This window comes from Flavobacteriales bacterium (assembly GCA_020635795.1).
GTDB lineage: Bacteria > Bacteroidota > Bacteroidia > Flavobacteriales_E > Vicingaceae > Vicingus.
Window position 1 is genome coordinate 170,026 of the sequence record JACJZD010000003.1, and the last position, 14,373, is coordinate 184,398.

Sequence of the window (14,373 nt, forward strand, 5' to 3'; positions counted from 1 at the left end):
GCTTTTTTATTAAAAATCAGTATATAAATTTCTTAAACTTGTTTGAATTGAAAAATACACATAATTGGTTTTTGATGTAAAACTTTCAGTTTTTTCGGTTCTATTTGTTACTCCAATTAAAAACGATAAATTGTTTTTTGGATTGATTAAAAATCCTAAATGTGCTTGAAGTACAGTTAACTGAGCATCTTCGAAAGTTGGAGCATAAACATAATCGGCCATGTTAACCTTAATTTGAGTGAAATAACGCTTGTATTTGTAATTGATAATACCCACAATTTCGTTAAAGTTATTTTCCATAGGGTGTGCTAATGGTTGGTTGTAGTGGTTGTAACCTTGATAATTATTCTCTTTTAAGGTATATGTTGCAGGTGCAACCGTATTTATTTCACCTTGTAGGGTTAAGTTTTTAATGGCATAAAAAGTTAACCCAGCTTGTAGACCCACTTGATTATCATCAACATTGCCATCATAAACAACTTGGTTGTAAAGCACTGTTTTAAATGGTAATTTAATTTTTGTGTTTATACCAACAAGGCTATGATTTTTGTTGTTAAATCCAGTTGACAAAGTATTTACAAAAGGCACGGGGTTTAATTGTAAAAGCTGAAAAGGTAATGTTCCAGTAGAATCTTCGGTTTGCCAAACGGTAGATTCAAACAAACCAATGTTTAACCATTTTGTTGCCAGCCAATTTAAGTAATGTACCGACATGCTTTTTCGTTTAAACAACGATTCGGGAACAGAACCCTTAGGGCGTCGTTCTAAATTGGTTAAGTCGGCGTGTAATTTGGTGAACTGTAATTTGTCTTTTGCAAACAAAACCGTTGCTTTTAAATACGGATAATTGGTAGCTACATCAGAGAGTAATAATGAACGATAACCATCACCAATAAAATGTTTGTCGTTACCCAATTGAAAGTTAAAATGTTTCGAAGGAGAATAGGAAATGTAAGCTGAAGAATATGCGTAATCGAAACCAGTTTTTTTAAATTTTTTCACTCTACCTTGACCTGGCATTACATCAGTATTGTTTACAAAATTGTCTAGATAATTGGGTAAAAAAGATTGTGTTTCGAACAATGCAGTTTGGAAATAAAACTTTCGACCAATGTTTCCTTTTACCATTGCACCACGTGTATTTGTAGATATGCGTTGTTTGTTTGCACTTTTATCTTCGGTATCTTCCCCAAATTCGAGATTTACAACTGGGTCAATGGTTAAATAAAAATTACCCGTATCGACAACTAAAAAGTTTTGATGAAAAAACGATTGGTTTAACCAGCCAAAAAAACGTTTAGGTTTTCCTTCTGATTTATTCACATAATTTAAATAATACTTTTTTTCAGAATCAGATAACCAAGTTAGTGAGTCGGTTGCACGAATTTGTGATTGAATAATGGGTTGAAAAGCAGTGTGGGTATTTGAATTAAACTCATTGAAAGCTTTATTGTTGATTAAATTAAATTCTCGATTTAATAACAAATTTTGTTGTTGAGCAAATCCACAAACAGAAAAAAATAAAAAGATAAAAACAAGAGCCTCCCCAACCCCTCTGAAGGAGGGGCTACTTCCAGACTCAATAGTTAGTAGTCTATTTTTTAAAATGTTCTTACTCAATTCTTTTAATTAGTTATCACCCTCCTCAATCCTCCCTCAAGGGAGGAAATCTCCCCTCCTTTGGAGGGGTTGGGGGAGGCTTTTACTTCATTTGTTTCAACGCTTCCTCAACAGTTTCAACCGGTTTTTGACATGCTTTATTGTAACATACGTATATCATGGTTTTTCCGTTGGTTTGCTTTTCTTGCAGTAAAGGTAAATTACTTTTTTTAATACTGCCAACAATTATTTTATTTGGGATGTATTGACGGTAAAATTTGTTTCTTTTTTTCAAAGAATTGTCGCCACTTATTGCAATTTCGTAAAATGGTTTAACCTGATTTAACAATAAACTCGCCCAATTGGAATATCCTGAAACATATTTTGGAATTTCTGCTTCAATGTTTTTAAGCATTTGAGTCGATTTTTTGGTATAATCTTCGTTTTTGAAATACAAGCCCAACATAAACAAACCTTTTGCAATACTAGAGTTTGAGGCTGGAATAACATTGTCGGAAAGTTCCATTTTACGTGCAATTAATCCTTTTGCTTCATCAGAAGTAAAGAAGAAAAATCCTGTTTCCTTATCGTAAAAATGAATGATGCTATAATCCATTAATTGTTTAGCAAGCATTAACCATTTTTCATCAAAAGTTGCTTCGTACAAAGCTACAAATGCTTCTATGGTAAAGGAGTAATCTTCTAAATAACCATTCAAATTACTAACTCCATTTTTGTAGTTATGATTTAAACCACCATCTTTTCTAATTTGAGTATTGGTAATAAATGTGGCATTTTTTATGGCTGTATTTAAGAATTCTTCTTCACCAAAAGTGTTGTAGGCATCTACATAACCTTTCAGCATTAAGGCATTCCATGAAGTTAGTGTTTTGTCGTCTAAACCTGGACGAATTCTTTTGCTTCGAGTTTCTAATAATAAGGTATTGATAGTTCCTATTTTCTTGTTTAATTCTTCAACAGAAATCTTAAACTTTTTGGCAATAGCCTCATCATTTTCTTTCCTCAATAGAATATAATGTCCTTCCCATTTTCCATCGTAATTTACATTGTAATAAGTTTCTACTAAAGAAAAATCATCTTTTAATAAAGTTTCTAATTCTTCTTTGCTCCAAACATAAAATTTACCTTCTTCACCTTCACTATCAGCGTCTAAAGCTGAATAAAAAGCTCCATTTTTTGCAGTCATTTCTCGCTCAACAAAAGCTAAACTTTGGTAAACCACGTGTTTGTATAATGGATTTTTGTGTAGTTGGTAAGCTTTTGCATACAGCGATACCAGTTGTGCATTGTCGTACAACATTTTTTCAAAATGAGGAGCTTTCCAATAACTATCGGTTGAATAACGTGCAAAACCACCACCAATTTGGTCGTAAATTCCACCATAAGCCATTTTGGTTAATGTTAAATCCACAAAAGCTAAAATATCGTTGCTTTTGGTGTGGTAGTAATAATCTAACAAAAACTCGTAATTGTTTGGTAACGGGAATTTTGGTGCTCGGTTCGTTCCTCCTTCGGTAAAATCAAAATTGGTTTTAAAACGGTTTACAGCAACATCCAGTACATCCATATTAAAAGGATTGTTGTGTGTGATTTTTGGTAGAATTTCGCTGGTTTTTACACCTTTGGTTAATTCAGCAGCGTAGTCAATCACTTTTTGCGGATTGTTGGTGAATTCTTCAGCAATGGCTTCTAAAATATGTTTCCACTGACTAGTTTGGTAATAGGTACCACCATAAAATGGTTCTCCGTTTGGTAGTGCAAAACAATTCAGTGGCCAACCACCTTGTCCAGTCATTAACTGAACAGCATTCATGTAAATTTGGTCAATATCGGGGCGTTCCTCTCTATCTACTTTTATACAAACAAAATGTTGGTTCATAATTGCTGCAACTTCTTCGTTTTCGAACGATTCGTGCTCCATTACATGACACCAATGACAAGCAGAATAACCAATACTAATCAACAATAATTTGTTTTCTTTTTTGGCTTTTTCTAAGGTTTCGTCGTTCCAAGCATACCAGTTTACTGGGTTGTGTACATGTTGCAACAAATAAGGGCTGGTTTCGTGAATTAATTCGTTGGTGTGTTTATGTGTAGTGGTATCTTTCATTAAGTTAGAGTTAGGTTTTGTGTCGGTGTTTTTGCAATGTGTAAAGGTAATAAGTACAAAAAAATAACAGCCGTATTTTATCAAAATGTATTTGGTTAGATGATTGACTAAATTAATGAAAACAATGTTGGGGGTAAAATGCTATTTTTGGTAAATGGTATGGTTTATTTTATTTCTATTTTTCTCTCCTCTAGGGTTTCTTTATGTGGCATATTTGATTTATGGTAAAAATGCTATACCAGCATTTTATTACAATAAAATAAAATGGCAGAATTCTATTAGTAGAAGTGAGTACGATAGTTTAGATTTATTGTTAAGTAAGCAATTACATTTTTTTAAGAATTTATCTCTAAATGGTAAGGCAAAGTTTATACATCGATTGAATCATTTTAAATATCAAAAACGATTTATTGGTGAGGATGGATGTGTTGTGACTGAGGAAATGAAAAATGTTATTTCAGGTGCTGCAATTCAGTTAACATTTGGTTTAGAGCATTATTTGATGGATAACATTAAAGGTTTTGTCATTTATCCAACAGTCTTTTACAATAGAATTATTAACAAAAGATTAAGAGGAGGAACTCCACCAGAAGGCAATATGCAGTTGAGTTGGCAACATGTTGAACATGGTTTTATTTATCCTAGTGATAAATATAACTTGGCATTGCATGAGTTTGCTCACGCTTTAAAATTAACAATTAGTCATGCTGAAGAATTTGACATGAATTTTTACAAATATATTGAAGAGTGGGAAGCAGTAGGAGCAAGAGAATTTGACCAAATGAAAAGAAGTGACGATAATTTTTTAAGGGAGTATGCATCTGTAAATATGCATGAATTTTTTGCAGTTTGTGTAGAGCATTTTTTTGAAGTTCCAGAACAATTTGTATATAATTTACCGCATGTTTATTATCACATGTGTATCTTATTAAATATTGACCCATTAAACAAGACTAAAGATTACAGAGTTGAAAAATAATTATTTATTCAACTTCACTCGTTCCTTAAAATCGACTGGGAAATTTTTACTGATGGATTTAGCTTTTGCTCTAATTTCTCCTTTCACTTGTAGTTCAATACTATCATCAAACATTAGTCCCAACAAGACAGGAATTGCACCACTAACAATGTCTTTTGTATCGGTAATTATTGAAACGTGATGAACTTGATCTGACTTTTTTGGCAGCTCAATTTTCTCTTTAATTTTTGCTGTACCAATTTTTTTGTTTTTAATCATCAATTCTAAATCAGAATCGGTAATGCTTATTTTATAGTTGTTTGGGTTTACAATGTGCATATCAATACCAACTTCAATTTTTTTGGTGGTTAAATCTAACACTCGAATATTCGTTACTTCTAATATTTGAACATCTTCGTATTTAAAGCATGAAAAAAGTGATAGCATCAATACAAAAATTGAAAGATACTTCGACAAGCTCAGTATGACAGATGGATAAACCTTTTTTGACACAAGTAAATTATTTAAGCTCTGCAAAATATTTGAAAAACAATGGAATGGTTTCAATACCTTTTAAGTAATTGAATATGCCATAATGCTCATTTGGAGAATGGATTGCATCCGAATCTAAACCAAAGCCCATTAATACCGATTTTAAACCTAATTCTTGCTCGAATAAAGCAACAATAGGAATACTACCACCGCTACGAACTGGAATTGGTGATTTCCCAAAAGTTTCTTCCATTGCTTTTTTAGCAGCAACATAGCCGTTAAAATCAATTGGCGTTACATAAGGAGTCCCGCCGTGGTGAGGTGTTACTTTTACTTTAACCGATTTTGGAGCAATGTTTTCAAAATGTTTGGTAAACAATTCCGTTATTTCATCAGAAATTTGGTGAGGAACCAAACGCATGGATATTTTAGCATAAGCTTTTGATGGTAAAACTGTTTTAGCACCTTCGCCAATGTAGCCACCCCAAATTCCGTTTACATCTAATGTTGGACGAATGGAAACACGTTCTAAACTGCTGTAACCTTTTTCCCCTTGAACAGCTGCAATTTCTAACGATTTTAAATATGTTTCGTCAGAAATAGGTGCTTTTGCCATTTCAGCACGTTCGGCAGCACTTAATTCTTCCACTTTATCATAAAAACCAGGAATGGTAATGTGATTGTCTTCGTCGGTTAACGAAGCAATCATTTTAGTTAAGGTATTGATAGGGTTTGCAACTGCTCCACCATATAATCCTGAGTGTAAATCACGGTTTGGACCAGTAACTTCAACTTCTAAATAACTTAAACCTCTTAAACCAGTAGTTATAGAAGGTACATCGTTGGCAATAATACCAGTATCGGAAATAACGATAACATCAGCCTTTAATTTGGCTTTGTTTTGTTTTACAAATGTGCCAAGATTTTCAGAACCAACTTCTTCTTCACCCTCAATCATAAACTTAACGTTGCATGGCAAAGTGTTGGTTTTCATCATCAACTCAAATGCCTTAACGTGCATATACATTTGTCCTTTATCGTCGCAAGCACCACGAGCAAAAATAGCTCCGTCAGGGTGTAAGTCTGTTTTTTTGATTACGGGCTCAAATGGAGGACTAGTCCATAGTTCGATAGGGTCGGCAGGTTGAACATCGTAATGTCCGTAAACCAAAACAGTTGGTAGTTTTGCGTCAATAATTTTATCGGCATATACAATTGGGTAGCCAGCAGTTTCGCAAATATCTACGTTATCAGCACCAGCTTCAATTAATCGTTTTTTTACTTCTTCAGCAGTTTTTACTACATCATTTTTATAAGCTTTATCGGCACTTACCGATGGTATTTTTAACAAATCAATCAATTCGTTAATAAAACGTTCTTTGTTTTGTTGAATGTAGTTTTGAATGGTATTCATATCTTATTTTGTATGTTTTTTAAAGAAACTAAATTAAACATTCTCCATCCATTTCTGCTGATGGTTGAATATTTAATAATTTTAAAATGGTAGGAGCAACATCAGCCAGTTTACCATCTTTTATTTTTTTGTAATCGTTATCAATTAAAATGCAAGGAACTAAATTCGTTGAATGGGCAGTGTTTGGGCTACCATCATCATTTATCGCAAAATCGGCATTACCGTGGTCGGCAATAATAATAAACGAATAGCCTTTTTCTAAACCTAATTTAACAATGCGTTCTGCCGAATTATCAACCTTTTCTACTGCTTTTATAATGGCTTCGTAAACGCCTGTGTGCCCAACCATATCAGGATTGGCAAAGTTTAAACAGATAAAATCGGTTTCGGCTTTTTCAATTTCAGTTAAAATGGAAGTGGTTACTTCTTCAGCACTCATTTCTGGTTGTAAATCGTAAGTTGCCACCTTTGGTGAATTCACTAAAATTCGTTTTTCGCCAATAAAGGGTTTTTCTCGTCCACCCGAAAAGAAAAAAGTAACGTGTGGATATTTCTCGGTTTCGGCAATTCTAATTTGAGTTTTATTGTTTTTTTCTAACACCTCACCCAATGTATTGGTTAAATTATCTTTGTCGTAAAGTATGTGTATATTTTTAAAGGTTTTGTCGTAATTTGTCATGGTTACGTAATACAACGGCAAGGTGTTCATGTTGTATTCGTGCATGTCTTGTTGGGTAAGCACGGTTGTAATTTCTCGGCAACGGTCCGTTCTAAAATTAAAACAAATCACCACATCGTTTGGTTGTATAATTCCAATTGGATTGTTGTTAGCGTCAACTTTTATCAATGGTTTGATGAATTCGTCGGTAACATTGTTTTGGTAAGATGTTTTTACATTTTCAATTAAATTGGCTGATTTTTCACCTTCTCCATGAACCATTAAATCGTAGGCTAATTTAACACGCTCCCAACGGTTGTCTCTGTCCATGGCATAATACCTGCCGACAACTGTAGCCAATTTACAATTGGTGTTTTGTATGTTTTTTTCCAAAATTTCGATAAAACCTAAACCACTTTTTGGGTCGCAATCTCTACCATCGGTAAACGCATGAATAAAAGCATTAGGCACTTGATGTTGATTGGCTAATTCACACAATTTATACAAATGGTTTTGGTGTGAATGGATTCCGCCGTCGGAGACCAAGCCTAAAAAATGAACATTCACTTTGTTTGTTTTGGCATAATTAAACGCCGCTAACAATTCTTCATTTTTTGCAATGGTATTTTCGGTAACAGCTTTGTTAATTTTTGCAAAATCTTGGTAAACCACTCGTCCTGCACCAATGTTTAAATGACCAACCTCTGAATTACCCATTTGACCATCAGGCAAACCAACAAAACCACCAAACGTTTTTAAATAGGAGTGAGGGTATTTTTCTAAACAACTGTCGTAAAAAGGAGTATTTGCATTATAAATGGCGTCCGATTTAGTTTTGTTACCACAACCCCAGCCATCAAGAATTAATAAAGCTACTTTTTTGTTGTTCATATTGCAAAAAATTAAAGTTTTACAAAGTTAAACATTACAATAAGTAGTGAAGAATATTAAATCATAATAATTTATTACCTTAGCTTAAAATATTATTATACAATAAGATGAGGCTACTATACACGTTTTTTCTACTTACAATAACAACTTTTGTTTATTCCCAAAAATCGGTTCATCAAGAACAGTTGGAGTATTACAACAGTTTGGGTAATGCTGATGCCAATTACTATGAGCAAAATACTAAAGCTGCTATAAAACCTGCCACCAATAAGGCAACGTGTAATTTAAATAAAGTGGTTTACGGGTGGCATCCTTATTGGGTTGGAAATGCCTATTTAAATTACGATTGGAATTTGTTAAGCCACATGTCATTTTTTAGTTATGAGGTAGATGCAGCAACAGGAAATGCAAACTCAACACATGGTTGGGCAACAAGTGCAGCTGTAACTGCAGCATTGGCTTCAGGAAATACCAAAGTTACTTTGTGTGTAACATTGTTTTCTAGTCATGCTACATTTTTTGCAAGCCCAACAGCCAAACAAACCTTAATTACCAATTTAATTAATCTCGTACAGTCGAGAGGTGCACATGGTGTAAATATTGATTTTGAAGGTTTACCAGCTTCACAAAAAACCAATTTTGCCAATTTTATGGTTGATTTAGCCAATCAGTTTCATGCTGCTATTCCTGGCTCGGATGTGAGTACGGTGTTGTATGCGGTTGATTGGAACAATGTGTTTGATTTTGCTATCATGTCGAATGCAGTAGATAAATTTATTGTAATGGGTTACGATTATTATTGGACAGGAAGTACTACTGCTGGTCCAAACGATCCACTTTATCATTACTCAACAACCTACAATTACAATTTATCAAAATCAATTACCTACTATTTAAATAAAGGTTGTCCATCAAATAAGCTTATTATGGGATTGCCTTATTATGGTAGAGAGTGGCCAACATCAAGTACAACAGTTCCATCGGGTGCAACAGCAAATGGGGTGGCTCGGTTTTACAACGATGTAAAAGATAATCTAAACGGTTATTATTCAGCAGGAAATCATCAACAAGAAGTAGATAGTTATTCTGATGTTTTTGTCTTTAACAATGGCGGTACACGACAATGTTTTATTACACTTGAAGATAATTTTTACAAACGTTTAGACCACATCAACAATACTGGTATTGGTGGTATGGGCATTTGGGCGTTGGGTTACGATGACGGGTACAATCAGTTTTGGGATGGTTTAAATGATTACATGACCAATTGTTATGTTTCGCCTTGTTCAGGAATTATACATGATTTTGGAGGTCCAACCAAGAATTATAACGATAACGAAAACTATACGTGGACCATTGCTCCAACAGGAGCTTCGAGCATTAATTTAACGTTTACATCGTTTGATGTGGAAACCAATTTCGATTATTTATACATTTATGATGGACCAACAACTGCCTCGCCACAATTAGCAGGAAGTCCTTTTACAGGAACTACTTTTCCTCCTGTTTTTAATTCATCAACAGGGGCAATTACTTTTAGGTTTACATCGGATGGAGCTACAACAAAACCAGGTTTTAATGCCAATTATTATTGCATACAAGACACCATAAAACCTACCACAGCAATAGCTGCAACTTCAAATCCTGAATACGATGATTTTACGAGCAACTTTACCGACGCCGATAATGTTGGTGGCAGTGGAGTAAAACATCGTTTTTATCAAGTAACAGATTTTGATGGGGTTAGTTGGTTATCAAACGAGCAAAATGGATTTTTTAATTTTCAGGGTAGTTCAACCGCTTTAACTTGGACTGAGGTTTCTGGTAGTTGGAGTACAAATGCTTTTGGTTATGCGCAATTGGACGAGAGTAATGGGAATACCAACTCTTACGCTTCATGCAATCAGAATAATGCCACTAAATATTTATATAACTACAAGTTTAATATTACAAGTATAGCAGCAAATAAACGAACAGGGTTTCATTACATGTGCGATGATGCTAGTTTAACCAATCGTGGTAATTCGTATTTTGTTTGGTTCAGACAAAACGATTCAAAACTTCAGTTTTATAAAGTAGTTAACGATACCTTTTCTTTAAAGAAAGAAGTTCCATTTACATTTAACACCTCCCAAAATTATGATGTAAAGGTTGTTTACGATAAAACGAATGGGCAAACCGATGTTTATGTTAACGATGTGTTTATTAGTTCATGGGCAGATGTTAGCCCGTTAACAGCAGGTAATTATATTTCGTTGCGTACAGGAAATTGCGCCACAGCATTTAACGATGTTATGGTGTATAAAAACAGAACAGCTTCGGCGTTAATTACAGTAGGGCAAAACCCAACCGACGATATTCGGTACGAAGGAACACCAGCAGGTAGAATTAATTCGATAGTTATTGATAGTGCTTACAATGTTTCGGTAGTCAATACCGAATTTGTAAATGTTGATTTTTTAACTTCAATTAGTGAAACCAATATTGGAGGTATTAAAGTTTACCCTAATCCTGCAATTAAGGCGTTAACCATTGAGTTGGACGAGTTGTTGCAAAACGGAGTGCTTAATATTAAAGATGTTTCGGGTAAAATGGTGCTTTCTCAACAATTAAGCAATACCAATAAATTAACTGTACCAATAAGCCATTTGGCAAAAGGGGTTTATTTATTAGAAATTACCAGTGATTTGGGTAAACAACAGCTGAAGTTTATTAAGGAGTAGTTTTAGAATTTATAACGTTTAGGCTAAAAAGCGTTGCCATCCCGAAGGCTGACTATGATTTTTAGTTATTGTTGTATGCCGTTTTTTTTATTTCAATTTCAATATTTTCTTGATTGAAGGTTCGTCCACTCGTATAATTCTTAAAATCTGCGCGGCTCGCGTTTTGTTCTTTTTTTTAGTCTTGTCAAATTCGTCCATTAATCCCGTCTCCCAAAGTCTCTCATTAACAGTCATACCATCAAGTCCAATAATGTCTCTGACTTTTTCAATCGTTAGTTCTTCCTGAATTTTGTGCAATACGTATTCACAAGCTTCTGTTTCTGTCGTGAATGTCCGTGTAGAATGTTTTTCACCACGTTCTCTGTAATAGACTTCATATTCAATCATGTAATTTCCCTTTTTTACAGTCAATGCGATTTTGTCGTTGTCGTCAGTCGAACCGAAAAGTCCGTGCAGATAATATCTATCGTCAGAAACGCCTAATTTATTAAGTTCGCTATTTAATTCTTCAATCGTCATTTTTTTAATGGGGACAACGCCACAATATGTTGCGTTTTTAGTTGTTTAAGACTACCAAAGTAATGAAATTTTGTAAAAACCCCATTTAGCAGAGAAGGAAATAAGTAAAAATAAAACTTAAAAATCCCTACAAGCAAAGTTGAAATTTGCCACCAACAAGTACGCACCTACAAAATGAATGGAGCAAACCACCTAAGCCGCAAAAAGCAGAACAGTTAGCAACAAAAAAATGCAATATATTGAATGTTAGGTGCTTTTATTTTAAAGCCAACGCCTCAAAATCCGAAGGGGAAAAAGTAAATAAGTAACGGGTAGGAGTGTAGCAGAAAAGCAGCTTAAAGGTCAGCCCGAAAGAGAGAGAAACTACGAGCATAGCAGCAATACCACAGGAGCAACAGAGCGTAAAAAAAGTTGGTTAGCTTACCAATAGGAAAAATAGTGCAAACTGTTTGCTACAAACTTTTAGAAACCACCAAAAGCAAACGCTATCGAAAACTGTAAGCCATAAGTAACTAAACTATTTTTGCGTAAAGAAAGCAGAGAAGAATCATCATCTCTCGCTCCGAAAGTATCAGATAAAGGGCTTTTCTTTTTTTAAGGAAGTGACAAAGTTAAAAAACTAAAGAAGAGAATAAGAAATTGCACCTAACATCCGAATAAAGTGCATATGCACTTTATTCGCACTATGTGTATATCTCAAATTTAATCATGTTATTCCAATTATTTCGTTTGATCTGGTTGAAATGTTTTTGGATCGATACCCATGGGGTTATACACTGCAGGGCAAGATGTAGAGCCTTTCTTTAAGAACATGAAACGTATTTTTATAAATACTGGTCGATGTCTGGTATTAAAATAATCGTGGGTTGAAACAATGTGGTTAAACGGGTATAGTGCCAAAATAGGAGTTTCTATCATTGGCATAATAATCAATCGTTTGTTGGTTTTTATCCCAAATCCAAAAAAGTAGTGCATTTCACCAATTAACGAGTTGGTAAATTTTTGTTCTTGTGTTGGTATTACTCCTCCACCATCACGAGAAGTGATAATTAAATAATCGAGATTAAGTCCAATTCCGTTTACAAAAAATGTTTTGTCGTTTCTATCGTAACGATATCCGAGATTAAAATTACCCGATAAACCGTGGTCGCTAAATGTACCACGAGTAGCACTTGTACCCAAAACTACATCGTTTATTTTACTGGTATGTGTAAAGTTTTCGCCACCACGGAACCATTTGTACGATAACCCATAATCCATGTAGTTAATAAATCGTTTGCCAGTCATTCTAAATTTACCTACTTCTAAAAAAGGACCAAATTGAGTGGTAAAACTTTTTGCAAAAGTATTTTTTGGTTGTGCGGCATAAAAATCAGAATATCTCGCTCCTGTAATGCTATCGGTGCTTTCAATGGTTTCTGTAACTCTGCTGTATGGCATCATGTAAGTTGCCCCAACACCAAAAAACCAACCTTTGTCGAGTATGTCATCATTTGTTCGGTATAGTCCCCCCGATTTATTTCCAGGTCCATAAGTTTGTGCATTTAGTAAAACAATGCTTAACATACCAACAAAAAAAGTAAGTGTTTTTATAAAGTTGTGTTTCATCATAGTGTAAATATAATAACTATCTATCAACGATTATATTTCTTTTTTAGTCCAATTCCCAAATTTTAAATAGAGAAAAGAGAACAAGCCTAAAAACCCAAAATAGATAAATTCGGAAGCCCAAACCACAGGTAAACTCGATTGCAAAGTAATAGCGATGTAATATGCCGAACTGATGTAAATGGCAATATTGGTTCCTTCAATTAGCATGGAAGTTTTGGTGTTTCCTGTGCCTGTTACACCATTAAATAAGATAAAGGAAATGCAAAAGAAAAACATGGTAAAATTAATAACATGCAAGGTGCTGGTAGTCTGCGAAATGAGTTCGGGATTATTGGTGTAAAAACTCACTAAAAATTCTGGTATAAAATAGCTTATGGCTGATAACACAAACGTAAAACCTAAGCTCATGAATATTATTTTTTTAATTAAGGTAAACACTTCATTGCTTCTGCCTTCACCAATTAAGTTACTTACAAGCGAGTTGGTAGCATTGCTAAAACCAAATAACGGAATCATTAAAACCATGTAAATGCTTCTAACAATGTGTGAAATGGCTAGTTCGGTTTCGCCCATTTTTTCAATAATCATAAAAAAGATAAACCACGAGCTTAACGACATAAAGTTTTGTAGCATAATGGGGCTACTTACATTAAATAGTCGTTTAAAAATATCGAAATTGAAAGCCTGAAACTTGAATAAATTGTATTGTGTCAAATCAATGTTCTTTAAGGTGTAAACAACAATAAACACAAAAGCAAAAAGTTCGGATATTACTGATGCTAAAGCCGCTCCTTTAACTCCCATAGGTTCAAAACCAAAATGACCAAATATTAAAATGTAATCTAACACTACATTTATTAACATCATTAAAATGGTAACATAACTTAAAATTCGGGTTTTGGTAATGCCTACATAAAATGCAATAAACGCAAAATTTAAAAAGGCAAACAACACACCCCACATTCGAGTATTAATATATTCGTTGGCGAGTGTTTTAATGTTTTCAGATTGGGTAATGAGGTCGAAAAAATTGGCTGAAAAAATTTGAACAAGAAAAAATAAAAGAAATGCAAAAGGTATAATAAAATAAAAGGTATGGTCGAGCACACGACCAATTTGCGAATAATTTTTCTCACCATTTCTACGGGCAATAATAATTTGTGCACCTGTGGTAAACCCCATCCCCGTAATTATCATTACAAAATAAAAAATACCAGCATTACCTGCAGCTCCTAAAGCAGCATTACTAACTTGGCCTAAAAATGCAGTATCGGTAACATTAACTACATTTTGGGCAATACCACTAATAATGATTGGAAAAGCAATTTTCCAGATGGATTTGTATGTAATGATGTTTGACATAAAGGGTTTAACTCA

General features: G+C 34.0%; 10 protein-coding genes. 2 read left to right on the forward strand and 8 right to left on the reverse strand.

Annotated features, from left to right (window positions below; translation table 11 throughout):
- Nucleotides 1-9: 9 nt before the first annotated feature.
- Nucleotides 10-1,620 (reverse strand): hypothetical protein, encoded by a 1,611-nt coding sequence (locus tag H6589_09895; protein MCB9174909.1) that lies wholly within the window; start codon nucleotides 1,618-1,620, stop codon nucleotides 10-12.
- Between the two features lie 82 nt (nucleotides 1,621-1,702).
- Nucleotides 1,703-3,730 (reverse strand): thioredoxin domain-containing protein, encoded by a 2,028-nt coding sequence (locus H6589_09900; GenBank protein ID MCB9174910.1) that lies wholly within the window; start codon nucleotides 3,728-3,730, stop codon nucleotides 1,703-1,705.
- A 154-nt stretch (nucleotides 3,731-3,884) separates the two neighbouring features.
- On the opposite strand from H6589_09900, the gene H6589_09905 reads away from it, so the two are divergent.
- The gene (locus H6589_09905) at nucleotides 3,885-4,709 is read left to right on the forward strand and encodes a zinc-dependent peptidase (protein ID MCB9174911.1); all 825 of its coding nucleotides are present in this window, start codon (nucleotides 3,885-3,887) and stop codon (nucleotides 4,707-4,709) included.
- On the opposite strand, the gene H6589_09910 is transcribed toward H6589_09905, so the two are convergent.
- From H6589_09910 to H6589_09920, 3 genes are all read right to left on the reverse strand, one after another.
- Nucleotides 4,710-5,135, reverse strand: a complete 426-nt coding sequence (locus H6589_09910; GenBank protein ID MCB9174912.1) for an LEA type 2 family protein — start codon at nucleotides 5,133-5,135, stop codon at nucleotides 4,710-4,712. It lies immediately after the preceding gene.
- Nucleotides 5,136-5,208: 73 nt separating this feature from the next.
- A complete protein-coding gene (locus tag H6589_09915) occupies nucleotides 5,209-6,594 on the reverse strand; it encodes a dipeptidase (GenBank protein ID MCB9174913.1) in 1,386 nt (461 codons plus the stop codon).
- Between the two features lie 28 nt (nucleotides 6,595-6,622).
- Complete coding sequence (locus H6589_09920; protein MCB9174914.1) at nucleotides 6,623-8,143, reverse strand: 2,3-bisphosphoglycerate-independent phosphoglycerate mutase; 1,521 nt, start codon at nucleotides 8,141-8,143, stop codon at nucleotides 6,623-6,625.
- 107 nt (nucleotides 8,144-8,250) lie between these two features.
- On the opposite strand from H6589_09920, the gene H6589_09925 reads away from it, so the two are divergent.
- Nucleotides 8,251-10,866: a T9SS type A sorting domain-containing protein gene (locus tag H6589_09925; protein MCB9174915.1), complete on the forward strand. Its 2,616-nt coding sequence runs from the start codon at nucleotides 8,251-8,253 to the stop codon at nucleotides 10,864-10,866.
- Between the two features lie 87 nt (nucleotides 10,867-10,953).
- On the opposite strand, the gene H6589_09930 is transcribed toward H6589_09925, so the two are convergent.
- The 3 genes from H6589_09930 to H6589_09940 all read right to left on the reverse strand — a co-directional run bounded on the left by H6589_09930 (nucleotide 10,954) and on the right by H6589_09940 (nucleotide 14,358).
- Complete coding sequence (locus tag H6589_09930; protein ID MCB9174916.1) at nucleotides 10,954-11,385, reverse strand: hypothetical protein; 432 nt, start codon at nucleotides 11,383-11,385, stop codon at nucleotides 10,954-10,956.
- A gap of 720 nt (nucleotides 11,386-12,105) precedes the next feature.
- Entirely contained in the window at nucleotides 12,106-12,996 is an 891-nt protein-coding gene (locus tag H6589_09935; protein ID MCB9174917.1) for a hypothetical protein, read from the reverse strand.
- A gap of 30 nt (nucleotides 12,997-13,026) precedes the next feature.
- Nucleotides 13,027-14,358 carry an MATE family efflux transporter gene (locus H6589_09940; protein ID MCB9174918.1) on the reverse strand — a complete coding sequence of 444 codons (1,332 nt, stop codon included), beginning with the start codon at nucleotides 14,356-14,358 and terminating at the stop codon, nucleotides 13,027-13,029.
- Nucleotides 14,359-14,373: the final 15 nt, after the last annotated feature.